This window comes from Legionella antarctica (genome assembly GCF_011764505.1).
Lineage (GTDB): Bacteria > Pseudomonadota > Gammaproteobacteria > Legionellales > Legionellaceae > Legionella > Legionella antarctica.
The window spans coordinates 708,630-733,425 of sequence record NZ_AP022839.1; the positions used below are offsets into that span (position 1 = coordinate 708,630).

The window sequence follows — 24,796 nt, forward strand, 5'->3', positions numbered from 1 at the left end:
TGTTGTATTAAGCATGATCACAAATTATCTGTAGTTTTAACCACAAAGCAATCTATTACCGACCTATCTCTGAAAGCACGTAGTTATATTTTAGCTAATCCACTACGAACATATTTTGCATTATGGTATATAGATGACCACAAAAAAATTACTTTGATTCCAATTAAAGATATCGATAGTTTGCCTACATTGCTGCATGATAAAAAAATGTATAAGGAATTATCAAAAGAAGTTAAGGCGGAAATAGAGCTGGCCATCAAATCCTATCATTATGCTCGATTTCCTGACGAGAAGGTCTCGTATTACCACAATATGTATTGCGCAGCCATAGTTCACCCGGATAAAAAAGTGGTTATTCCATTTGTACCAGAACTTATCATGAAAGAAGATGGCGATACTAAAAACGACTGTGAACGCAACGCTTCCAAACGGTTATATAGGGATTTGAAACGAGAACACCCACACTTAAAAGTCATTGTCGTTGAAGACAGCTTGGCTTCAAATTACCCTCACCTCAATGAGCTTAAAAACCTGGATATGCAGTTCATAACGGGTGCTAAAGAAGGGGATCACAAAGCACTATTTAAATGGCTCAACGAACATGAGTGTATTACTTATGAGCACAAAACAGAAGACGGGGTGACGCACAGTTACCGTTATATTAATGGCGCACCACTCAATACAAGCCATTATGATTTTAAAGTAAATTTCATGGAGTACTGGGAAACAAATAAAAAGGGTGGCAAGCAACATTTTAGCTGGGTCACTGACATAACGATTACCAATAACAATGCTTATGACATTATGCGAGGAGGACGTGCGAACTGGAAAATAGAAAATCCCATATTTAATACACTCAAAAACCTAAACTACCACTTTGGTCATAATTTTGGACATGGATATAAAAATCTCTCGACCATGCTAGCCTTATTGATGATGCTCGCTTTCTTTGTTGATCAGGTTCAGGAGCTTTGTTGTAATATGTTCCAAAAAGCACTAAAAATGCGCCAATCAAAAATTGGTCTCTGGGATAAAATGAAACGCCTATTCAGTGAATATTTTGTTGATAATTGGAATGATTTATTTAACGCAATTATTCATGGGCAGGAGAAAATCAAACTTAATCCCATTAATACCTCATAGCATCTTATTTTTGAACACGGCTATTGTTTTGGTTTTAAATGAGTTTTTGAGTTTTGATAACGATTAGTGCTTGTTTTGCAATCAGATGATTTGTGAATTGCTTGTTGCTGCCCATGAGGAATAGATAGGGAATATTCTATTACCTATCGGTGGGGAGAAACTGGTAGCGGGAACCGCTGGCCTTTTTCCAGACGTTTATAAATCAGGACAAAGCCATTCTTGTCCCAGTACAGCAACTTCACTTTATCACGAGCCCGATTATAGAATAGAGTCAGTGAACCATCTTGTACTATATGGCTCGATAGGTCACTAATAATATAACTCAAGCCGTTAATTGATTTGCGCATATCTATGGGCTGGCTGTATAAATAAATCTGCTGCTGGTCAAATGATATCATCGTGCATCGCCTAATAGCTGGATAAGCGCACTGGCTTTGCTGATGTCTGCTTCAGTTTTAATGTGCAATTTAATACCCGTAGGTAGGATAACTTCCAGACAGGATGTCGGCGCAGCTTTAACTTGGGATAGTTCACGTGCTGGGGTCGTTGATACCTTCAACAGCTTCGGCTCAGCGTTCCCGGAGATCTTTTTATTAAGTCTTCCGCGCCAATAAACAAATTGCTTATATACCAGACCTTGTTGTTCACAAAATTTTGGTTGCGCTAATCCACTTGATTCCCAGAGGCTGTTTTGCTCTGACCAATAGGCCTGTCGATTTGAACTCATACTCATGTCTCCTTTGTTTGTAATTTAAAGGAGTTTGAGTTAATTCACTTGTCCTGTGTAGATGGGGTTGCTTTGGCGCTTACATTTAGCGAGTACATTGGCTTGTTGTACGAAACAATTAGATAGTTTTATAGCAGAATTAGTGTAGTATTTTTTTAGTTCAAAATGGTCGCAACCATTAGCAGATGCCATTGTTGTCTGCTGCAATTGATGAATGGAAAGCATTTGTGCAGCCAACATGGCTTGCAAGGTACTCTGCGCATTCAAAGCAACCAGCGCATTATCACTGTCTTCTTTGGCTACACTGATATCAAAATTAACGGATCGAATATTATTTGACGCCATGGCAGCATTATGAATAAGATGTTGATTAAAGCTTTCTATTGCTTTGGCTTTAACCTCAGTGGTATCAAGATGCTTGTTTTGAATAACATTAAGATTTGCCATTAGTTTCTCCATTGTCTCTGTTTAATTTTTTACCTGAATAGTGGGGCTTACCTGCATTTATCCATAGTTGAACATGCAACCGTAATGATTCAGTAGGGATATCTCCATTGATTATGTCTTGTTCATCCTCCTTTGATAGCAAGTCATCTATGATTTCTTGGTGGTTCCTTTCATAATCTGGGCAACAATTTTTAATAAATGAAAGAATTATTCGATTTCTTTGAAGTCTCAATAAGATTTCAGGTTTATGGCTACTAATATCAGCCTTCAGTTTCTCAATTGAAGCTTGACTACCTTTAACATTTAACTTATTCCAATCAGATGACAACTCAATAGAGACATTAGCATCAGAGGCTTTTCGCAAGACATTGTTCCTATTCATAACACCACCTCGACCATATCGTCTGCAACATCCGCAACATCCGCAACATCCGCAACACCGCAACAACTCAAATCAGTCGTAGGGTTTTTTGTTGCGGATAGGTCAAGTGTTGCTGCAACATTAATAGAATGAGAAATGCTATGATTGGTATGGATATTGACTTGTTGCACTGTTGCGCATATTTCGGGATTAATGGAGTTTAAATATCGATTAAATGCTTCTGCAAATTGGCACTTTTCAAATCCTTTTGGTGTAGCGTTTCCTATGCGAATACCTTTACTTTTAATACCATAACCTTTTAATAAGTTAGCAAGTTGTCGTGGAGTAATAGGTTGTCCACGATGATAAGTTGCCCAAGGTTGCTCATCGTCCAAACATAAGGCCTGAATTAAGTCTGTGGTGCTGAAACGTTCAATTTTTCTTTGTTCAAATACATCTTGGATATTGAATAATAATTCTGTTCCTATGCTTGCAATGGAACTATCTTGATTAGAAAGGCTAATAGCTGCTTTTCTAGCTTGTTCTGGCCATTTGCCTCCAACAGCATCAGCTATTGCAAGTAATGGCTCCCAATTATCTTGTGCTCTATCATTAAGAATTTCAGGTAGGTGGGGTCTTGCTGAAGAAATTTTATCTGAGCAATCTATAGCGAAACGAGATAATTTACTTTTTAAACTAGCAAACAGACCATGATCAATATGACGCAAACGCTCCACTTTTTCATGTGGAAGTTTTCTTCGTAACTCTAAAGTAATGGCTCTATCCATCAATGTTTCAGGGAGATGGCCGATCCCTGCTAATGCTTTTGCCCCCCATACATTGAATTTTCGTGGATAATGATCTTTACCAATGGCAACTGCACGTACAATAAAGGCACTATCTCTTGTATGTCCACAATTCAATATACCGCGCAGTTCCTCATTGTCTTTCATAAAAGCATCTGCTTCATCAATTAAAAGGGTAGGACTCCATTCATCAATAGCTCTAAACAATGCTGCTGGAGTAATATTGGAAGCAGGTAAAGGGTTTTTAACCATCTTGGCAAGCAGAAAAAGTAATTGAGATTTTCCACAACGTTTCTCTGGTGCTGTAATTACTGCTAATGGGGCGACCTGAACACTATCCATAAACCAAGTCATTGTTGTCCACAATGTAGCAGCAATTACAGTATCTGAATTGCATACGATACAACGTCTAATCAAATTTTCGATTTCCATTAATAGCTCATTTGGATTGATCATCACTGGCCAAGGTTCGACATCATCAATAACGTCATATTCCATCGATGATATTTTAGTTTTATCTTTTCGTGCGCTGCCAGCCAAGGAAGCGAGGAACGAGCGAGGCTGGTAGTCCCTGGTAGCCTTAGAGCCGGATGTTTTGCCGCAGGCAAAATATAAGGCATCCGAAAAGGCGTCAGTCATTGGGGTAGCGTTGTTTTTGAACCCCGAATGGGGTGAAAAAACAAGCGGACACAGGACGGCCAGGGCCGCCGGAGGCATACTTGTCGCGTTTGCGAGTCGATTTCAGCCATGGATGGCTAAAATCAATCACGAGCTTAGCGACACTATCGAGGCGTTTTTAATTAGGCTTTTGTTGTATTCATCTACAGACTTACCATTAGGTGCTATAGTGGTCTGTGCTGCTCTGATAATTGCTTCATGCCTTGTTAGGTTCTCGTGGTATTGCATTAAGTCAAAAGGACTATGCCAATAGCCATCGTTAAAGACATTACTATGATGACTAAAAAATCGATTATCTCTAACTACTATGCCTGCTGTACCAGAAGTAGAATCGGGAGATAGCCATCGTTCTTCATTATTTTTTATTAATTTCTGTTTATAACCATATTGTGCTAATAGAGCACTGAGATGATTCTGCTCATTGAATGCTTTTATGGGCAATAATGAATCATCTGAATGGTTAGGCTCAAGTATAATATGGCTAGTCGGTGGCAATGTTTCTTGCTCAAAAACTTTGACTGGATTTCCATTGAGATATTCAAAATATAATGGTGTAACAGTAGAGTTATAGGGTTTTCTTGGGGTATACCATGCTTGAGCAAATACGCCGTTCTCTTTGGCGTATGCCAGTAATTTTTCATCAAGATTTTGGTTAATAAGCAAGACTAATGCCTCTGCAGTAGCTGCCAATTGTTCCTTATGATATGGCTTTTCAGTAGCTAATATAATACGGCAACGATTTCCTTTGTTTCCTGAATAATGAGAGTGTGAGCCATAAATAATGTGTCCGATATTAAGCTTTACTAAAACCTCATGGATAAGTCGAGGATCAGGTGATCCTTCAATTTCAAGCCCCTCTTTATTTATTCCCTTGTCGCAGTCGATTATCAAAATGCTTGATGCACTTTCAGCATTGTTTTCAGCGCGAGACATACATTGATTATTGTCTAAAGTTTTTAATTTAGTACGTAGGAAATGGCCACCGTCTTTTTCACCGATTGGAAGTTCTCAAAGTCTAGCCATCAACTCTTCACCCTTAATGTTTATGTACTGATCGGTTGTTCGTACTCCCTGCTCAGAAAAAGCTAGTTCTGTATTATTGATTATTGTTGTAAAATTCATAGTGGTTAATCCTTAACTCATCTGTGGCGGTAATTTCAAAGTGCCTAACTTGCTTGTTACCGCTGCCTAATGTTTTGTAGTCCGTTGTACTCTTTAAGCCCGGTTGTAATTTAGATATGAATTTTTGGTATGTTTTCTTTAACCCAGTGCTTAATCGTTTCTACTTGCCACACTAGGGTTGTTCCGTTTAATTTGTGAGGGGGCGGGAATTTACCTTCTTTCCACCATCGACGCAGATTGGAGCGATGAAAGCCTGTTATTTCTTCAACATGAGAAATTTGTGCTATTTGAGATTGATTCATGATAAATGTTCCTAATTGTGTTTAATTGACAATCAGGACGATAATGTAAGTACTACGCACCTACCCGCACAGTGCGTATAAGTGCGTACCTCTGTATCAGTTATAACTATTCATTTTTTGACTAGATAAATAGTAATCAAGTACATCCAATATTCTTTTACGGAACGCTTTATAATTGTTTGCTGGGATAGCTAAAGTTTGATGTTTGGCCATGAATTCACGCATATCCAGCTCTCCTTTCAAATCTACTTTAACTTCAGTACAGCCTATAGCAAGGAGTGTATCAGGAAGTTTTTCCCAGCAGATCATTGCTAACTTATTAGAAGCAAGTTCATTCGTTTTGAGGCTGGGAAATATTATTTTTAATAAAGCCTCAGTGATAATATCGTGGCGAATGGATTTGTTTTTTGTCTTGTTTTGCTCTGCGTTGTAAACATCCTGATTATGTATATAAATGTCTTCTAATTTGATGATACATGCTGGCTCTAAAAAGCGTACATGCCCATCCTTTTTAGATTTCACTATTCGCGTAAATAACCCTTCATTTTCAAACAAATTCTCTAGATTTTTGTTTGGGTCAATAGAATGTTCATCGCACAACTCTATAAAATCATCATGGAGTACATCGAAGGCATCTACTCCTAAGGCAGGAATTCTAACTTTTTTAAAACCATCACTATTATCAATAAGGAAACACATAGTTCCTTTAGAGACTTGATATAAATTGGGTTCAAGAGAGTTTAAGATAAAGCCTTGTTTTTCCAACTCCTCATTGGTTAAACTTCCAAATCTTTTCAAATCCTCGCCTGTAGCAATATTAATTTTTGTTTCACGTACTTTAACTTGCTGGTTAAATGCACCTCCTTTCTTGCCAGTAATACAAGCATATAAAGGAATTGCTTTTTTTGAGAAAAAATCACGCATTTGTCTTAAGTCAAAATGCCAACGTTCACAAAGTTGCATTATGCTGTAATAAGTAGGAATAACCTTATCATTCATTTGAATCACTCCATCAAAGCTACATCACCATTGAAGTGCCAAGCAAAAGGGATGATGAAACCCTTGATTCTCCCCGTCGGGATAGCTTGGCTAAGAAATTATATGACGCAGTAATACAACTGAATAGATAATTCGGAAATTCCGAACTTGTTATTTATTTGAACTGTTGCAATTTTTGCAACGGTTAAGCTAACAGTTTAGAAGCTGTATTCTTTTTATTCGTGATTTTATTCTACATCTACGGGCTAATTTATAAGGTTTTTATAGTCAAGATAGTCTATTTGCTAACATATATACTAGCATTACTGTTATCGCTGGAAGATGATTCTCCAGATATAGTTGTATTAGCTGTCAAACTGTAAGTTCCTACATTAGAAAATGAAGATGTTAAGTATAAGTTGGTATCATTGTAATATGAACCACCTGAACTTACATTGTAGGATCTAGAATCATATATACAGTTACTAGAGTTTGCGCACAGCTTCATCGCAACATTGAACTGTTTTGTTTCCTTTGATGTATTCTGCATTGAAAAGGAGTGATGTCCATTCATGTATATATTTTGATAAATTTTCCCATAGAAAGAACTCGTTGATGCTCGAGCACTTGCTGAAGAAAAAAAAACATCGTTGCTATCCTCTACATGTCCTGAAGCATTTCCAGTTGTCCAAGTTTGATGCGAAGTCATCTCAACTCCTGGTGCAACCATTTCAGCACTAACATTTGTGATTGCTCCGAATAAAGCTAAGGATAGTATGATTTTTTTCATTAAATATTCCATTAATTAAGATTTTTAGAAAATACGGTTTAAGTTATTTATTGTCAATCCTTAAGAGTTAATTTTATAGGTACTTCTAAATATAAAAAAACACTTACTGATCTTTAGCAAGACTAATTGACTTTAGCTGTAACTTATTGAGCTGATGATGAAGTAAGTTGCTATATGAAAGGATAGGGACAAATTGTCCCCACCCTTTATCTGCACGATAGCGAATTTTGATTTTTAGGAGGCTTCTTTACGCTCATCGATATGGTTGAGCGTCCTTTATTTTAGTACGGACGGCAACTATGTATTATCTTTTTTTAAGCTTAATTACGTTTTCACCCACATGTTCCAAAATGGAACTCGTGTTATTTTTAATTCATTAATTGGTTTTTTACGATCTCATTATGAACTGTTTCCAAAATGGAAATAGTTCATATAGAACGCATAAGGAATTTTTTCCTTAAGTTAATTGGTATCCTGTCAGAATCGCCGGGTAAGTGTCTGCCACTGAGCCCGGACTAATCCGAGCCGCGCGCGTCAGCAAGCGGAATTATCTCGAGATGCTTATGTGGTGCATGGAACCTGCCGCACTTTAAGTAAGATTAATTCAGCCAATGATGGCATTTCAAATTTTTTAGTCACCCTATCGTAAATATACTGATAAACGTTAACTTTCAGTTTTCTGGCCGTCTGTTGTCATGGGTCACGATTACTAGCCCACCCTCTGGCCACTCAAAGTAGCCCACTTAGGGTAAATTTTTTTAACTCACTTGTCATCTACTAAATTAAATTTCGGTATAAATTTTTTCCTGTATGACTCCCCATCAAGAACAATTCGATAAGCTTTATTTACGATACGATCTAATGCTGCGTTTGCCATAACCGGATCATAAAATAGCTCCATCCATCCTTCTATTTTACGGTTAGTAGTTATAATTAGCATAGAGTTTACATGGATAGCTGCTATTAAATCATACAGATCAGTGGACTGTTCTGGCGATAATGCTTTCAGCCCGAAGTCATCTAAAATAAGCACATCGTATCGTGAGTAACGTTTAAAAAGCGCAGTCCATGTTTCATCCGCTCTTGCTTGGTGGAACTGATTTAACAGTTCATTCGCTCTTATAAAGCAGACTTTTTTATGTCGTTGACATGCCATTAGACCCAGGGCTTGAGCCAGGTGAGTCTTTCCGGTGCCAACAGGTCCCATGATGATGACATGGTTTTTTTCTTTGATAAACTTCCCTGTCATCAGGGTGCGGATGGCTTGTGTGACTTGTGTTGAATATCGAGCCAGTTCAAAATTTTCAAAACACTGAGGCTCCTCAAATCGAGCTTGCCTTACACGCCCAGCAAGCAATTTTTGTTGACGAGCCTCATCCTCATCCTGAAACAACATTGAGAGCAACTCTTCATAAGAGAGGGACGCTGCGCGAGCCTGTTCTACTCTTGCTAGCAGTGTGTCTGGGATCCCTGTCAAACGTAGTTTTTTTGCAAGCTCTAACATATTGATATCACTCATAATGAGCCTCCATCGTTGAGCTGTAATCACTTGCTGCGCGAATATAGGCAAAGTTCTCATGATTGGCCGAGCGCTTAGTGGAGAATGTTCTCGTGTCTTTTTTATCCAGGCCTTCCGTGAGGATTTTTTTCAATGATTGATGAGTATAATTATCAAATAAAATCGCGCGTAAACATGCATTTTCAAGGCGCTCATTACCGTATTCCTCAACCAAGCGGATGATAGCCTGGGCTTTTCTTAAGCTCGTTCTAGAGCCTTCAGCCAGTACCTTTGTGACCATTTCCTCCGTTGCCTGACCAATTGCTTTGGCCGCTTCAATACAAACGCCAGCAGTATTTTCTAAGTAATACTTTGCAGAATTATGGTAGTCATTGGGATCCGTTTCCCACTGTCCACGCCCGTAGTTACGAATATGGGTCTTAATCAAAGCATGATTCACATAGGCCTGAACGGTCTTCAAGCCAACTCTAATTTTAACCTTTGTCCCGATATGTATCGTTGGCACAGAATAAAAATTACCAGCAACAACAAAATGATGGTCACGATGAACTTGAGCATCCATCCAAATGGGCATATCAAAAGCGCCTGCTGGCAGTGGGTTTAATAAATTAAATTCTTCATTTTTAAATACGTCAATTGGCTTTTCACCAGTGGTACTGCAGATGACGTGCGATACCTTATTAGCGCACCAATCACGTGCAAAGGCGTTCATCGAGGCCAAATCATCATAGGTTATCCCCGCGATAACCTGTTCTTTTACCAATTGAACACTACGCTCAACCTTCCCCTTGTGCTCGGGCGTTCGAGCCTTCGCCGGATCGGCTATAAAGTCATAAAAGCGAGATAACTCTGCATAGGTTTCATTGACCGTTGGATCATAAATATGTGCTTTAATAATTCCCGATTTCAAATTGTCTAAAAGAATGCAGTTGGGCACGCCTCCAAAAAAATGAAAGGCATTGATATGGCTTTGCGCCCATGATTGCTGATTTTGAGAATGTACAAACTCAACATATCGATACCGACTATGTGATAACGTCATAATAAAAGCGTATGTTTTTTTATTATTGATAAACCCAACAAACGCATAGTCAACTTGTGCTTCATGCCCAGGCTTTGTTAACAAATGTACCGTAGCCTTAGGCAACGAGGGGAAATGACGTTCAATATAACGACTAAGACTTCTTCGACTGCTAACAAGACCATTATCGCTTAAAATTCGGTGTATCTGCATATGGGTAATCCACTTCTCAGTGAGGAGTGATGCTATTTTTTCGTGATGCGCCTCAAGTTCTTTTTCTGATTTATTGGGTCTGTTGTTGGCTGTAGTATTAACGATTTTATTATGTATCTGCAAAGCGATAACTTCGAGCTCATCATTGGAAATATCCTCCTGATAACCCAAATCCTTGGCCATTGAAACGTACTTGCGTATGCTCATTCGTGAAACGCTTAGAGACTTTTCAATATTGCGTTGAGTCATCCCTTTTTTGTGCTGATATAGCACCTCTCTAATTTCTGCCATTGTTTTAATCCTCATCTCATAACAAATCCGTTAGTTATTGGTAATGACCAAACTAACACTGTTTATTTGCTACTCAAAGTGGGACTCAGAGATGGCCATGGAGTGGGCCATTAATCGTGGCCAAACCCGACCTTTAGTGGGCTAGTAATCGTGGCCCATGACATCTGTACAATCGTGGCAAACGTATCCTTTGATTTGGTGCCATTTTGGGAGACCGTTTGGAGATTGATGTCGCGTATCCTTGCTTGAAACCGTGTCCCTAATTCAGAGGCATTGTTGTGCAATGGCAGAAATGGATGGTCTAACACCAATAATAACGCTTGTTTTTTAGCACGTGTCTTTGCAATGCGTTGATCTAAAACATCATAGCCTGTCGTGGTTGCGAACAAAGTATCAAATTGCATTGATAGTTGTTGGGCCATTGATTGAGATGGAGCCGTCTTGTAAGTCAATAATGCATGGTAGAAATCCCATAATTGCTCAAGAAATACAGCCAATATATTCTGATTCATATCTGAGAATGGAGTGAGTTTTTTATAATGACGACCTTCATGGATCCAGCACAGCGCATGATGTAGGGCCAATTTATTAAACTGAGGCGCATCATCTGTCATTAAATAATGGATGAAGTATTTCGAGTGCTGATAATAGGCAAGAGCTGCTGACTCAAGAATTATGCGTCGATTCGTGCTGTGTTTTTTTGGATTTGGAAAAAGTGTTCCCATCAAACTATCGATTGATTCACGTGTGAGGGGTTGTGCATGCAGCATTGGTTTAATTTGATCCAACCATTTTTTTGCGAGACCAAACTCATCCATTAACTCATAAGCCTCCTGATTAAACATAAACTTTAATTGGTCTCGACACAGCAACTCCAATAAGGTCAAGCGATCTTTTTTACGACGAGTGAAGTATGCTGTAAAAAAGTCATTACATAAAACATGGGTGTAGTGATTTTTGCCGTTAACACGACTGCCTGTGTCATCCATCTGCTGGTACAAGCCTGCGTTGCTACCGGCATCGACAATATCTTCTTTTTCCTGATGAAAAATATCATTGCCTTCTGTCAGCATGGAAGCAATTTTACCATGTGATATTTGAATACCACATGTTTTTAAAAAGCGCTCAATGGCGCTCTCCGTCATCCCTGCATCACGGTATAATGTGATGACCAGCGCTTTAACCCCAGGACCAAATTCACTGCCCTTATATTCGCCAGGAATCGGCGCAATAAAGGTTTTTTTCAAAGATGGTGAGTAATACGTTTCCAGCTTGAATTCAACATTATCCGTGATGATTTTTAGATCCTGGATGATTCGAATCTCAAAACCCTTGAACTTGGCGTCATCTGGCAGCGTTGCTTTGTCCAGAGCAATCGTAACACGTCTATCAATACGTACGTTTTTTTTGTCTTTGCCTGTGTTTTTATTGTTCCCTTTACCACGTTTATTGCGATCTCCTTCAGATGAATGATTGGAATTGCCTGTATTATCGCCATTGCTACCTTTGGATTGACCGCGAATATTAGGTTTGCCCTGTTCACCCTTAAGGCGGTTTATCTCATCACGTAATACTTGGTTTTCCTCTCTGAGCAAAGCATTTTCTTCGGCAAGCATTTCGACCAAATTAACCAATACCTTAATGATAGTCACGGCCTTTTTGTCGGCAAGACTATCGATATCTTTTGTTAACTCATCTAAAACTTGTTTGATTTCTTGGCGTTTCATCATCTACCACTGCGTTACTAATGCTGATACGGCAATCATAACATGACTTTTTTTGAACGCATTTTTCGAGTTTTAACGCCACTAAGGGCTAAGAAAAAATCTGACCTCAGGAGGGAGATGTTTTATTAGTGAAAGGGGCTACATTGTGATCTTGGGGATCTTAGGGCATGCATATTGCATGACTTACGTTTGATATGGAAAAACATCAGTTTTACAGAAAAACCGTGTCAATAGGTATTTTGAATATTTTTAAAGAATTCCGCTTGCTGACGCGCGCGGCTCGGATTAATCCGGACTCAGTGGCAGACACTTACCCGGCGATTCTGACAGGATACGTTAATTGTTTTTATAATATTTAACTCTTTTATTTTTAAAGTTTTTAATAGATTTATTTCCTAATCTTATCCCTTTTTATTCCTAATTTTTGCTTCATTTAATTGGCAAGTAGGTATTCTTCGAGAATCAATATTTTTTATTATTATTTGGATTTGTCCTTTTTTGCATGTGTAATTGTTTTAATCGTTTTCTCAAAGTCGCTATCACCATCTGCTAAAGTCTCTATTTGTTTTTGATGAAATAATTCGTATTTTTGTTCAGCAAACTGCTTGGCTAAGTCATGCGAAATCTTTCCAGCATGAGATAATATTTCACGATCATTTAAGGTCAAAAAGCCATCTAATTTTTTTATCCAATCAGCCATCGTCATTGGAATGCGACGCATTGCTTGGCCTTCAGCAAATACAAGATATTGTTCAACTAAGTTATTTAATGCGGTTAATTCGGCTTCATTTAGATAGTTTTTAGCAATGCTTACATCATGTTTTCTTGGTAGATTGCCCCGCCAATTCGTGAGTCCCATATTGGGTTTAGAGCTGTTTGCTCTTGTTTTGACAATCTCTGCTGCTGTTTGGCCTGTAATAGCCCAATGCAGTTTATTTTGAACAGTTGTAAAGAATTTTATGCTGATATCTAGCGTTGGATCATAGTCTACACTGGTCGCGTAAATATCAGTGATTTTCCTATAAAAACGTTTTTCTGAAGTGCGGATATCCTGAATGCGGCGAACTAATTCTTCGAAATAGTCAAACGGTTGATCTGGATTTTTTAGTCGCTCATCGTCTAACACAAAGCCTTTAATGATATATTCATGAATTCGTTGCGTAGCCCATTGTCTGAAACGCGTAGCCACATGAGATTTTACTCGGTACCCAACAGAAATGACCATATCCAGATTGTAAAATTCAATATCACGAGTAACATTGCGCTTACCTTCAGTTTGAACTGTCAAATAATTTTTGACAGTTGCCTCTGGATATAATTCTCCTTCATCAAAAATACTACTGATGTGATGGCTGATGTTTTGTTTACTACTCTGAAATAACTCGGCCATGTGTTTTTGTGACAGCCAAACGGTTTCATTTTCCAAACGAACATCAATTTTGGTCTGTCCATTTTCTGTTTGGTAAATAATAATTTGAGATTTCTGCTCCATAATGCCTTCCAATTAATTATCTATATTTCAGTTCGTGACAAATTGTAACGATCACATGTTTTTACTACATCGCTGTTTGCTTAATGGGAATTGGTACTACATTGTCTTGTAATAAATTTTCAAGGTAATGACTCCATTTAATTAATGCTTCTTTACGCTGAACAAGCATTTCATTTCTATTATAAGTAGCCATGATCTTAGGCATTTTATGGCCTAAGCATTTTTCAATAACCACAGGATCAATATGAAGTGTTTCACCAAGCTGTGTGCAAAAGCTACGTCTTAAGTCGTGTGCTGTCCAGTGAGTGATACCTACGCGCTCTTGAATACGGTTAATGGCTCTTGAGAGCGCCTTGGGACTTATTGGTACGTCTTCCTTGGCAGATAATACAAAATCAGATTTGCAGCCGTATTGAAGCTCCCTAAACATTGTTTTCACAGGTTCAGTTAAATGGATCCGCATTATTTCATCTTGCTTCGTATGTTCTTTGGGTATCGTCCAGAGTGAGTTTTGATAATCAATTTCAGACCATGTTGCGAGCCGCAGTTCACCGGAGCGAATGCCTGTATGTAAGATAATTTTTATAGCGAGTTTTGTCTGTAGAGACATGCGGCTATTATCGCTGTCTAAAAATAATAACAAGATTTTAATTTCACCTGTTGTTAGGTAACGATCCCTTGGCTTTTCAATTCCCCCAATATCTCGGCCTTGTAATAATATGGCTGGATTTTCTTTTAAAGCACCACGTCTTACTCCGTAGTTAAAAGCTTGTTTTAATGCCGACAAAACTTTATTGGCATGAACACGTGCGCCTCGTTTTACGATTTTATCGAGTGCAGTTGTTACTAGAGCAGGGGAAAGCTTGGCTAATTCAATGTCGCCCAGTAAAGGAATAATATCTGCATCGATGAGTTGTTTGATCTGCTGAGGTTGTTTGCGTTCCTTTTCGATGTAATTTTCGTACCATCCTAAGACAAGTTTTTTAACGGTGTTAGTTTTAGCTTCATCAAGTTTGGCTAAATGAGCTTTAGGATCAACGCTTGACTGCCAAAGATCAAAAAGCGTTTGGTAGGCCGCTCGTGCTTGGCCGAGACTCATTGCAGGATAATAGCCTAGTGTGATGCTGTGATCTTTCTCTGCATAGTAATAACGATATAGCCAAGCTTTCTTCCCTTGAGGTGTTACGCGAATATAAAAGCCATTTCCTTCGGTTTCACGATAAGTCTTGTCTTTGGGTTTTAAACCATTGATGTAAGAATCTCTAAATACAGTTTTCTTCATATTAACTTTATTCTCTTCGATCCAAGTCGATCCAAATAACGATCCAAATTATTTTGGATCGACATGAAATTATTTGGTAATAATTGGAAACGATGATATAGATATAACCTTCATATATCAATGGTTATAGGTATTATTTGGAAATTTATGGAATCATTTGAAAACGTCAGGAAACAGCATGTGGTGCTAGTGGTCGAAGTTTCAAATCCTTCCGTCCCGACCAATCCCAGTAAGGGTTTATAGAATCTCCCCCGCATCAGAAACACATCTTGGCTACACTTTTAAATTTTTTTTGGTCTTTCCCAATTACGGGGTTGCTAAATCAAGAACACAATATAATTGACTACTCTCTCTCTCTGCACTAATGAGTTTGTTTTTGCAAAGCTATGAAATCATTAAGAGTCATATCAATTATACCAACACAGGTATAAAGCCATCTAGTCGATGCACTCCAACCAGTTGCCTTCTGCAGCTCTTCCTGTGAAAACTTCTGTGAACAGGATTTTTTCTCACAAAGAAAATAAAATGCTTGCCTCGTTTTGCCATGTCATGTCGTTAGCGGATATAGTTATCTTAAGCATGATGTTGCTCTTAGGTTAAAAGACTGGCTCTTAATCGCTATTGGTTAATAGACAAGTCGTAGTGTTAAGAAAATTCAGGATAAATATCGTTCAGATGCAAATCCTTCCGTTCTGACCAATCCCAGTATTGTTTGGGATGAATTCCGATTAGCGAAACACTCATGCTACACTTTTTATAAAATTAGTTATACAATTGACCTTAAAGTGATAAATAACTATGCCCAAAATAATTGCAAACAACATCTCTCTATATTATCAAACTAAAGGCAAAGGTTATCCAGTTATTCTAATTAGCGGTTTGAACGGCGACCATCAGAGCGTTTGGCCTGATTCTGTGGTAGATGCATTAACCCGGCACTATCAGGTCATTCAATTCGATAACCGTGGGGTTGGTAAGTCAGATCAGCCCGACATCCCATACAGTATAGAAATGATGGCAGATGATGTAGCGGGTTTAATGCAGGCGTTGCAACTTGAACAAGCTCATTTGGTAGGCTATTCCATGGGCGGACAAATCGCCGCGAAATTTGCTGAGAAATATCCTGCGAAAATAAATAAAATGATTGCTTGTGTCAGCTATGCAAATATAAATGCTCATGTACGATTATTTGTGGAAACGCTGATACAGTTACATGAGTTAAATTTACCAGAGAACCTAATTGAAAAAATAGGGCTGTCCTGGGTTTTCTCAAATCAATTTCTGGAAAAAAATTTCACCGCGTTGGCACAACCGTCAAAAGAGCCGCAGCCAAAATCATTGATAGGGCTCAAGAGACACTTTGCCGCACAATGTGCGTTTAAATATGAGTATCCGTTCGGTGAAATACACCTAGAGGAATAAGTGAAAATTGAAGAAGATCGCTACACCATAACTATTGGAGTAGACGATGACAAAAAGAGATGAGTACTGGAGTGACATGGTTAAATCCTATGAGGAAAGTGGTTTAGCACCAGGATTATTTTGCCGTAATAAAGGAATATCAGACTCCAGGCTCAGATTTTATCGCAATAAATTCAAGAAAGAGTCTAAAGCAGTTACCCCAGCCAAAGAGGCTTTATTTGAGCCACTTATTATTACTCCATTACCTTCTGCTAAGGCAGTGTTTAAATTAGTTATTGAACTCCCTAATAAAATACGCTGTGAACTTGATGCAGCTGACCATCAACACCGACTGATATTATTAAGGGAGTTGATGACCTTATGTTAATTCCAGATGATGTTCAAGTGCATTTATATTGTGGAATAACTGATATGCGCAAATCCATTAATACTCTAGCCATTCTGGTGCATGAAGTTTTTGGAATGGAGCTTAGTGCAGGTCATTTATTTTTGTTTCGTAGCAGAGGAGGAGATAAGTTAAAAGCACTGTACTATGAAGAGCAGAGTTTTACCTTATGGTACCGCAGATTAGAGAAAGGGAAATTCATTTTCCCCCGCAATACCCAAGGTCATATTGAGCTGACAAAAGAGCACTTAAAATGGCTCATGGCCAGCAATAAATTCACCTTTCATCAAGGAGGAAACCCGGTGATTTACCGTGATTTTCATTGAAAAACACTGAAGAAATCATGGTGGTTATGGTATAATATCACCATTAAAACAAGCACTAAACCAGCCATGATTTCCTCAAAAGACCAATCACTTTTAATGCCTTTGCAGGAAGAAATTAATCAATTAAAAAAAGAAGCTCTGGAATGGAAGCAAAAGTATTTTAATATGCTAGAGCAATTCAAACTGGCTCAACAGCGTAAATACTCTCCCTCATCTGAACACAATATTCTGCAAGGCGAGTTGCAATTTGATGAAGCAGAAAGCATAGAGGTCACAGAGCTGCCGCAAGAAGATAATACAATTACGGTCACCTATACTCGCAAAAAACCAGTACGACGCCCATTACCTCCAGAGTTACCCCGTGAAACCATTGAGCATGACATTGCAGAAGAAGAAAAACTGTGTGCTTGCGGCTGTATGAAGCAACGTATTGGCGAAGAGGTCACGGAACAGCTAGAGTTTGTTCCTGCAAAGCTGACGGTCATTGCCCATGTGCGACCCAAATATGCATGTAATCGTTGTGATGAAGGGGTAAGCATTGCCCCTATGCCGCAATTATTCCTTCCTAAAAGCATTGCCACACCAAGCCTTGTAGCTCATGCCATTATTAGTAAATACCAAGACCACCTCCCTTTATACCGTCAAGAGCACATCTGGAAACGAATGGGCATTGAGATGGCTCGCAATACAGTATGTGGATGGATAATGGCAGCATCTGAGGTATGTAGCCCAATGAGGAACGCTCTAATCAAAGAGCTGGTTGCATCAAACTACCTTCAGGCCGATGAAACACCACTTCAGGTGATGGATGAGCCTAATCGAAAAAATACATCCAAGAGCTATATGTGGGTATACCAGAATCACAAACCGGATAAAAAAATCATTGTGTTTGATTATCGTGAAACCCGACAAGCCCAATGGCCTAAAGAACTACTTAAAGAGTTTAAAGGCTATTTACAAACAGATGGGTATGTTGGTTATGACTGGGTTGATGACCATCCTGATATTATTCATTTGGGATGTTTTGCACATGCCAGACGTCCTTTTGCTGAGCTTGTCAAACTGGCTAAAACCACAGGTAAATCACATCAGGCCGTGGCGTATATTCAAAAGCTCTATGCCATTGAAAAAATTGCTCGGGATGGGAACTATACGGCAGAACAACGCTATCAGATAAGGCTCGAACAATCAAAACCCATTCTTGACGCTTTAAAGACTTGGCTTGACCAATCCTTAAAAAATGCGGTACCCAAATCAAAGCTGGGTGATGCCTTAGTTTACATGTCTCAGCGATGGAAGGAGCTTACTGCTTATTTGCTTGATGGGATGCTCGAGATTGATAATAATGCCATTGAAAACATCATTAGGCCTTTTGCTCTGGGCAGAAAAAACTGGCTCATGTCTGGAAGCCCTAGAGGGGCTCATGCTGGGGCATTATTCTATAGCCTTATTGCAACAGCTAAGTCCAATGGCCTTAATCCTTTTGATTACCTCAAAGTCCTCTTCGAAAAAATCCGCTTCTGTAAAACCGCAGAAGACTTCACGAATCTTCTTCCTTTTAATCTCAAGATGAATTAACCCCTTCTTCTAATGCAACCCGTAGTTCACCGAACGGATACAAATATGAAGCTGAATGTTTTAGAAATATTAAAGCTCCCTCGCTATTTATAGCTGGTGATGAAGATAGGATTTGTTCCCCAGATGAAGTTAAGACCTTCGCGGATTTAATACCTGATTCACAGATGCTGACATTCTCGGAGGCGGGGCATTTACTTTCATTGGAACACCCAGATAAGTTCGCACAAGTTATCTGTGATTTTTTGGTCAAGTAGTAAACTGGCAAATAAATTATGATATATCAATACACTACGAATGTACCTGGTTCTTTCCCATTTCTATGGCGGTATGTTCATGTGCTGCCCTGGAAGGATGCCTAACCCTCTTGAATCGGTTAATGGCTCTTGATGATAGCAGTTCCATTTCAAAAGCCCCGTGGGTTCAAATAATTTATCTAGTCAGAGTTTACGCTTTTATTCGCATTAATAGTCCGAATTTTTCTATGCACAATCAAGAACAGCCCTGGTAAAACAAGTAAGGTTAAAAAAGTAGATGACAAAATACCACCAATAACTACTGTCGCAAGTGGTCGCTGCACTTCGGCGCCTGTGCCAACATTTATAGCCATAGGTACAAAACCAAGACTTGCGACTAAAGCTGTCATTAAGATGGGTCTGAAACGAGTTAGCGCTCCTTTAATAATAGCAATTTGCAGCGCCTCTCCTTCTTTAATTAGACTGCGGATAAATGAGACCATCACGACACCATTTAATACTGCTACACCGGACAATGCAATAAAGCCGACACCTGCCGAAATAGAAAAGGGTAGCCCTCTTAACCACAGGGCTACGATTCCTCCTGATAATGCTAAGGGAACGCCCGAGAAAATGAGTAATGCTATGCGTACAGAGCCAAAAGCCATAAATAAAAGACCTAAGATAAGTAATAAAGTAATAGGTACTACTATCATTAACCTTTTTTCAGCGGAAATAAGCTGCTCAAATGTACCACCATAATTTACCCAGATCCCGGCAGGCAATTTAATCTGTTCATTAATAACACCTTTAACCTCTTCAACAAACCCACCTAAATCACGTCCTCGAATGTTTGCCGTAACTACCACACGACGCTTACCATTTTCACGGCTAATTTGATTAGGGCCATAAGCGAAGGTTAATTTCGCCACCTCTTTCAAAGGGACATAGCTGGGATTAGATTTGCCATGATTACTCTCTAGGGTCAATGGAATTGGTAATTCTTTTAAAATATTAATGTCCGTTCGGAGAGCCTCGGGTAATCTCACCACAATATCAAAACGCTGATCGCCTTCGAATAATTGTCCTGCCTGTTTACCGCCCAAAGCAATTTGTATTAAATTTTGTACGTCTGCAATATTTAGCCCGTAACGTTGAAAGGCTGTTTTATTGGGGATTATCGATAACACGGGTAAACCACTGGCTTGCTCAATTTTAATATCAGAAGCCCCCCAGGTTTTTTGCAACACTCCCTTGACTTGACTCGCTAAAGCCAGTAGCTGCTCAATGTCATCACCAAAAATTTTTATCGCTAAATCACTTCTAACGCCAGAAATAAGTTCATTAAATCGCATTTCAATAGGTTGAGTAAACTCATAGTTATTGCCTGGAATTTCTTTGACCGCAGTTTCCATCTCATTAACTAATACCTCTTTGGATTTTTTAGGATTGGGCCATTTTGAGCGAGGCTTTAGCATGATAAAGGTATCTGCCACGTTAGGAGGCATTGGATCAGTAGCCACCTCCGCTGTGCCAATTTTACTAAAAACCTCCTTTACCTCTGGAAATTGTTTAATGCGCTTTTCTAAGGTACCTTGCATTAGAATAGCCTGAGATAAACTCGTACCAGGAATTCGCATGGCATGTAATGCAATATCTCCCTCATCAAGACTTGGAATAAATTCAGCGCCGATACGTGAAAGCAATAATAAACTTACTGCTGTTACAGCTACAGCACCGCAGACCATGCTCCACGGATTATCCATACTCCAATTTAATAGAGGTTCGTACCCTTGTTTAATAAAGCGGATAATAAAATTCTCTTTTTCCTCTACACGACCACTTATAAATAACGCGACAGCTGCGGGTACAAAAGTTAAAGAAAGCAATAAGGCTGATAGAAGCGCCATTACCACGGTTAACGCCATTGGGTGAAACATTTTTCCTTCAACACCTGACAAAGTAAATATGGGGAGATAAACAACAGTTATAATGACTACCCCAAAAATACTTGGACGAATAACTTCAGCAGCTGCGACTGAGGTTAGATTAAATCGCTCCTCTTTAGTTAAGATGCGTCCCAGTTCATGTTGCGCTAACCCAAACCGGCGTACGCAGTTTTCAATAATAATAACAGCCCCATCGACAATTAATCCAAAGTCTAATGCGCCTAGGCTCATTAAGTTTCCAGATACTCCTTGTGCCACCATTCCAGTAATAGTCATGAGCATTGAAATAGGAATAACGGCTGCTGTTATTAGAGCCGCGCGAATATTACCCAAAAGGAGAAAGAGAATCACAATAACCAGCAATGCCCCTTCCAATAAGTTTTTCACGACTGTGGCAATCGTTCTATCCACAAGGTTAGTTCTATCGTAAACTGGTCTGGCTATAACACCTTTTGGCAGGCTGCGATTGATTTCGTCTAACTTACTAGCCACTCGAACAGAGACCTCGCGGCTATTTTCACCAACGAGCATCATGGCAGTCCCAAGAACGACCTCTTTACCATTTTGGATGGCAGCGCCCGTTCTTAATGGGGAACCTAACTTGACGTCAGCTACTTCCTCAATACGAATAATCACCTCATCTTTTTTAGCAACAATTATTTTTTTGATGTCTTCAATCGTTTTCACCTGCCCTGGTATTCTAATCAAATACTGTTCACCATTTTTTTCAATATAACCTGCGCCCATATTGGCATTGTTTTTTTCTAATGCACCAATGATATCTTCAATCGTTAATTGATAGGCCAGTAATTTCTGTGGAAAAGGCATGACATGAAACTGCTTTTCATAACCTCCAATTGAATTAACTTCAATCACCCCTTTGGTATGACGCAGCTGTGGTAAGATAATCCATTTATGTACTGTCAGTAAATCCATTGGCGTATAAGCACTACCATCCTCTTTGACTGCTCCAGGTATTGCCTCAACCACATACATAAAAATTTCACCTAATCCTGTAGCAATGGGTCCCATTTTAGGCTCCAAACTACCGGGCAATTGACTTTTAATTTGTTGTAATCTTTCTGTGATTAATTGGCGCGCAAAATAAATATCAGTGCCTTCGTCAAACACTACCGTCACTTGGGAAAGCCCGTAGCGTGAAAGAGAGCGAGTGTAGTCAAGCTTAGGAATACCTGCCAGGGCTGTTTCAATAGGGTACGTAATGCGCTGTTCTACTTCTAATGGAGAATACCCTTCAGCCTCTGTATTAATTTGCACTTGCACATTGGTAATATCAGGTACTGCGTCTATGGGCAATTTTTTAAAATTGTAAACGCTAAACCCCATGAGAAATAGAACCACCAACAGGACAAACCAACGGTTGCGAATGGAAAAATGAATAATATGTTCTAGCATAATCTTCCTGATTTAATGCTCATGCTCAGCATCTGACTTTTCAATATCAGCCTTAATTAAAAAACTGTTGCTGACTACGTAGCTTGCACCTGGTTTTAAACCACTTTCTATTTCCACCCACTGTTCATCTTGTTCACCTAATTCAACTTTACGCATTTCATATCGATTTCCTGCTTTAATAAAAATGACCTTAGCGTCATTGATGTTTTGTATCGCTGAAATTTTAACCATTAATGAGACTGGTTTTTCTTCAATAAGTACATCAGCTTTTACAATGGTCCCAGGACGCCATTTTTCAGTCGGGTTGGGAATAGTAACAATGGCAATTACAGTTTGACTAAGAGGATCGGTAGTAGGCAAAATCATAGTAATAGGTGCGCTCACCTCCCTGTCCTCTTCCTGCGAATGAATGGTGACCATTTGCCCCTCATTGATTTTACCTAAATCAAGCGGAAAAACATGAAGTTCCGCCCAGACATTTGCCAAGTTTGCAATGGTAAAAAGGGGCTCTGTTCCAGCCACATTTCCAGGTGTACTGTTTCTGGTAAGAATACGGCCATCTGTTGGTGCACGAACCTCATACTCTTTCAAACTTTCATTACTTTCAATCGTGGCTAATAAGTCGCCTTTTTTAACCGAGTCACCCCACTTGACGAATACATTTTTGACGACCCCTGGAAAACGAGCTCGAACTTGAGTCGTTGTATTGCGATTTAGCGTAATACGTCCATTAAGATGAACATATTTTTTTATTACACCAGGTCCTGCTGTATTGACTTTAATACCCGCCTCTCCTGCTGTTTTATCACTTAACGTAACCCTTCCTTCATAAGAGGAATAGCTCCAGGTGTAGTGTTTGTTCTCATAAATTGCATTAATTTTGACATCAAATGAACGAGGCTCTTGAATATCCTGCTTACTAACCAAAGCGTCATTTTGAGGGGCAAAAGTGATGGTAGTTACATCTCCATAAAGACGTTTTAATTCAACAGTAAGAGTTACTTTGGACGGCGAAATTGCATGGCCTTTTGACGAGAGGTAAGCCTTAAATTTAGCTTCTTGACCTTCGTGTTCTGTAACGAGCTCCAAAGTGAAACCCTTATCATGGAATAAACGGCCCATATGTGGGCCAAGCTCTTCCCCGAGGCTAGTAATATTAGATGAAGCAACGGTTGCAACTGTATATTGGGCAGAAAACCACCATAACGCGCCTGCAATAAGGAGTGCTGCGATGATTGGAAGATAATAGTATTTTTTCACAGAAATTCCTTTTTTAAATGGTTATTTTTCCTGAGATTTATTATTCATCAACAGCCCTTGGATTTTAATAATTGCTTTATGATAATTGGCATGCGCTTGAGTATAGTGTTTTTCTTCACGATTAAGCATAAGCATGGCGTTATTTAGAATAAGATAGCTATAACGACCTTGCTCAAAACCCTCGCGAGCTAACTCCACCGCTTTATTGGCATTAGGTAACATTCTTTTAGTCACCCTCTCGGTCTCTTCTTTTAATTGCAATCCATCTAAAAAAGTTCCGTACAAGGCAGTATTTAGATTTAATTTTAATTGATGTAAATCTTTAATTGTCTCAGTATGTTTTGCTTGCGCCGAATAAACATTGCCTTGATTTTGGTTGAAAATTGGAATTGGAGCATTAGCAGAAATGACAACGGCTTTTTGATCATTTAGACCAAAATGACGGAAACCTAATTGCAGATTTAAATCTGGCCAGACTTGTTTGGCGGTTGCAGTAATGCGAGAGCCCATCGCCTTAACTAAAGCCATTTGAGCTTGAATCAGATTGCTGGCCAGGATGCGTTTTTTAATAGAAGGCCATGTGTCAAGCTGGTGGGAGAGTCCATGTTCGTTGATAACTCGTTTTCTAAGGCTCTCCACACCTACTAAATTAGCTAAAGTAATTTTAGATTTTAATTCATTTCGGCGAGCTCTGTTAAAGACAATGATAGCCTCATCAAGTCCTATCTCTGCTAATCTTAAATCAACTTCCGAGTTAGCGCCAATTTCTAATCGTTTTTTAATACTTGAAACCACCAATTGATTAAGTTTAACCAGACGTCTTGAGGCGTTGGTCCAATACTGAGCGTAATAAGCATCCACAAAAGCATTTCCTACATCGATATAGAGTGAGGAACGAGTAACTTCTAGTTTCAAACAGGCTGCATAGAAATCCATTTTGGCGGCTTCACCCTGATAATATAATCGGTTTCCCAAGGGGATTGGTTGCCCGATTGAAATGGTTTCTTCTGTTCCAGTATACCCCGATTCCAGAGTGGAAGGGGTACCAATATTTTCAGCCTGTATGACTACAGAAGGATTTGGATATAATCTCGATTGGATAAATAACCCTTTTGCTTGTTCAACGACAGCAGATTGAGCCTGTAAGTTAGGATTGTTTTGGTAGGCTAGTGTTATCGCTTGATTGAATGTCAGCGTGCTAGCTCGAGTTACTAGTGAGCTCATCATTAGAAAAGCAATAAACCGATAATTACAGCGCATCCAATCAATCCTTTAATCTTTAGAGTAATTACAATTAATTATTAGGTAATAGTTTAAAATACTCACAT

23 protein-coding genes are annotated in these 24,796 nt (G+C 39.1%); 6 read left to right on the forward strand and 17 right to left on the reverse strand.

What is annotated here, in order from left to right:
- The first annotated feature begins 153 nt into the window (after positions 1-153).
- Positions 154-1,143: a transposase gene (locus HRS36_RS03525; RefSeq protein WP_173236267.1), complete on the forward strand. Its 990-nt coding sequence runs from the start codon at positions 154-156 to the stop codon at positions 1,141-1,143.
- Between the two features lie 143 nt (positions 1,144-1,286).
- On the opposite strand, the gene tnpB (HRS36_RS03530) is transcribed toward HRS36_RS03525, so the two are convergent.
- The 14 genes from tnpB (HRS36_RS03530) to HRS36_RS03595 form a co-directional block, all read right to left on the reverse strand.
- Positions 1,287-1,541 (reverse strand): IS66 family insertion sequence element accessory protein TnpB, encoded by a 255-nt coding sequence (tnpB, locus tag HRS36_RS03530; protein ID WP_173236268.1) that lies wholly within the window; start codon positions 1,539-1,541, stop codon positions 1,287-1,289.
- Complete coding sequence (gene tnpA / locus HRS36_RS03535; protein WP_173236269.1) at positions 1,538-1,870, reverse strand: IS66 family insertion sequence element accessory protein TnpA; 333 nt, start codon at positions 1,868-1,870, stop codon at positions 1,538-1,540. The genes tnpB (HRS36_RS03530) and tnpA (HRS36_RS03535) overlap by 4 nt, the downstream gene beginning before the upstream one ends.
- Before the next feature lie 39 nt (positions 1,871-1,909).
- Positions 1,910-2,317, reverse strand: coding sequence for a hypothetical protein (locus tag HRS36_RS03540; RefSeq protein ID WP_173236270.1), 408 nt, complete (start codon positions 2,315-2,317; stop codon positions 1,910-1,912).
- Entirely contained in the window at positions 2,304-2,699 is a 396-nt protein-coding gene (locus HRS36_RS03545) for a hypothetical protein (RefSeq protein WP_173236271.1), read from the reverse strand. Before HRS36_RS03545 ends, HRS36_RS03540 begins: the two co-directional genes overlap by 14 nt.
- Entirely contained in the window at positions 2,696-4,123 is a 1,428-nt protein-coding gene (locus tag HRS36_RS03550; protein WP_173236272.1) for a DUF3631 domain-containing protein, read from the reverse strand. Before HRS36_RS03550 ends, HRS36_RS03545 begins: the two co-directional genes overlap by 4 nt.
- Before the next feature lie 126 nt (positions 4,124-4,249).
- Positions 4,250-5,095, reverse strand: coding sequence for a hypothetical protein (locus tag HRS36_RS03555; protein WP_173236273.1), 846 nt, complete (start codon positions 5,093-5,095; stop codon positions 4,250-4,252).
- A gap of 299 nt (positions 5,096-5,394) precedes the next feature.
- A complete protein-coding gene (locus tag HRS36_RS03560; RefSeq protein ID WP_173236274.1) occupies positions 5,395-5,586 on the reverse strand; it encodes a helix-turn-helix transcriptional regulator in 192 nt (63 codons plus the stop codon).
- 96 nt (positions 5,587-5,682) lie between these two features.
- Positions 5,683-6,585, reverse strand: coding sequence for a hypothetical protein (locus HRS36_RS03565; protein ID WP_173236275.1), 903 nt, complete (start codon positions 6,583-6,585; stop codon positions 5,683-5,685).
- A 277-nt stretch (positions 6,586-6,862) separates the two neighbouring features.
- On the reverse strand, positions 6,863-7,354 hold the full coding sequence (locus HRS36_RS03570; protein WP_173236276.1) for a hypothetical protein: 492 nt from the start codon (positions 7,352-7,354) through the stop codon (positions 6,863-6,865).
- A gap of 763 nt (positions 7,355-8,117) precedes the next feature.
- A complete protein-coding gene (gene istB / locus HRS36_RS03575; RefSeq protein WP_173235440.1) occupies positions 8,118-8,873 on the reverse strand; it encodes an IS21-like element helper ATPase IstB in 756 nt (251 codons plus the stop codon).
- On the reverse strand, positions 8,866-10,413 hold the full coding sequence (istA, locus tag HRS36_RS03580; RefSeq protein WP_173235442.1) for an IS21 family transposase: 1,548 nt from the start codon (positions 10,411-10,413) through the stop codon (positions 8,866-8,868). The genes istB and istA overlap by 8 nt, the downstream gene beginning before the upstream one ends.
- A gap of 95 nt (positions 10,414-10,508) precedes the next feature.
- Entirely contained in the window at positions 10,509-12,128 is a 1,620-nt protein-coding gene (locus HRS36_RS03585; RefSeq protein WP_173236277.1) for an IS66 family transposase, read from the reverse strand.
- A 475-nt stretch (positions 12,129-12,603) separates the two neighbouring features.
- The gene (locus HRS36_RS03590) at positions 12,604-13,617 is read right to left on the reverse strand and encodes a virulence RhuM family protein (RefSeq protein WP_173238436.1); all 1,014 of its coding nucleotides are present in this window, start codon (positions 13,615-13,617) and stop codon (positions 12,604-12,606) included.
- A gap of 64 nt (positions 13,618-13,681) precedes the next feature.
- Positions 13,682-14,899 (reverse strand): tyrosine-type recombinase/integrase, encoded by a 1,218-nt coding sequence (locus HRS36_RS03595; protein ID WP_173236278.1) that lies wholly within the window; start codon positions 14,897-14,899, stop codon positions 13,682-13,684.
- A gap of 798 nt (positions 14,900-15,697) precedes the next feature.
- Here HRS36_RS03595 and HRS36_RS03600 point away from each other — a divergent pair.
- The 5 genes from HRS36_RS03600 (at position 15,698) to HRS36_RS19005 (ending at position 18,864) form a co-directional block, all read left to right on the forward strand.
- On the forward strand, positions 15,698-16,321 hold the full coding sequence (locus HRS36_RS03600; RefSeq protein WP_173236279.1) for an alpha/beta fold hydrolase: 624 nt from the start codon (positions 15,698-15,700) through the stop codon (positions 16,319-16,321).
- Between the two features lie 46 nt (positions 16,322-16,367).
- Positions 16,368-16,688 (forward strand): IS66 family insertion sequence element accessory protein TnpA, encoded by a 321-nt coding sequence (tnpA, locus tag HRS36_RS03605; protein ID WP_173236280.1) that lies wholly within the window; start codon positions 16,368-16,370, stop codon positions 16,686-16,688.
- Positions 16,682-17,032, forward strand: coding sequence for an IS66 family insertion sequence element accessory protein TnpB (tnpB, locus tag HRS36_RS03610; RefSeq protein ID WP_173236281.1), 351 nt, complete (start codon positions 16,682-16,684; stop codon positions 17,030-17,032). The genes tnpA (HRS36_RS03605) and tnpB (HRS36_RS03610) overlap by 7 nt, the downstream gene beginning before the upstream one ends.
- A 66-nt stretch (positions 17,033-17,098) precedes the next feature.
- Entirely contained in the window at positions 17,099-18,610 is a 1,512-nt protein-coding gene (tnpC, locus tag HRS36_RS03615) for an IS66 family transposase (protein WP_173236282.1), read from the forward strand.
- A gap of 89 nt (positions 18,611-18,699) precedes the next feature.
- Positions 18,700-18,864, forward strand: a complete 165-nt coding sequence (locus HRS36_RS19005) for an alpha/beta fold hydrolase (RefSeq protein WP_420814323.1) — start codon at positions 18,700-18,702, stop codon at positions 18,862-18,864.
- Positions 18,865-19,043: 179 nt separating this feature from the next.
- On the opposite strand, the gene HRS36_RS03625 is transcribed toward HRS36_RS19005, so the two are convergent.
- Genes HRS36_RS03625 through HRS36_RS03635 form a run of 3 tightly spaced genes read right to left on the reverse strand, consistent with a single transcriptional unit; the run spans position 19,044 to position 24,695 of the window.
- Positions 19,044-22,208, reverse strand: coding sequence for an efflux RND transporter permease subunit (locus HRS36_RS03625; RefSeq protein ID WP_173236283.1), 3,165 nt, complete (start codon positions 22,206-22,208; stop codon positions 19,044-19,046).
- A gap of 12 nt (positions 22,209-22,220) precedes the next feature.
- Positions 22,221-23,468: an efflux RND transporter periplasmic adaptor subunit gene (locus tag HRS36_RS03630; RefSeq protein WP_173236284.1), complete on the reverse strand. Its 1,248-nt coding sequence runs from the start codon at positions 23,466-23,468 to the stop codon at positions 22,221-22,223.
- A 21-nt stretch (positions 23,469-23,489) separates the two neighbouring features.
- Positions 23,490-24,695 carry a TolC family protein gene (locus tag HRS36_RS03635; RefSeq protein ID WP_226905562.1) on the reverse strand — a complete coding sequence of 402 codons (1,206 nt, stop codon included), beginning with the start codon at positions 24,693-24,695 and terminating at the stop codon, positions 23,490-23,492.
- Positions 24,696-24,796: the final 101 nt, after the last annotated feature.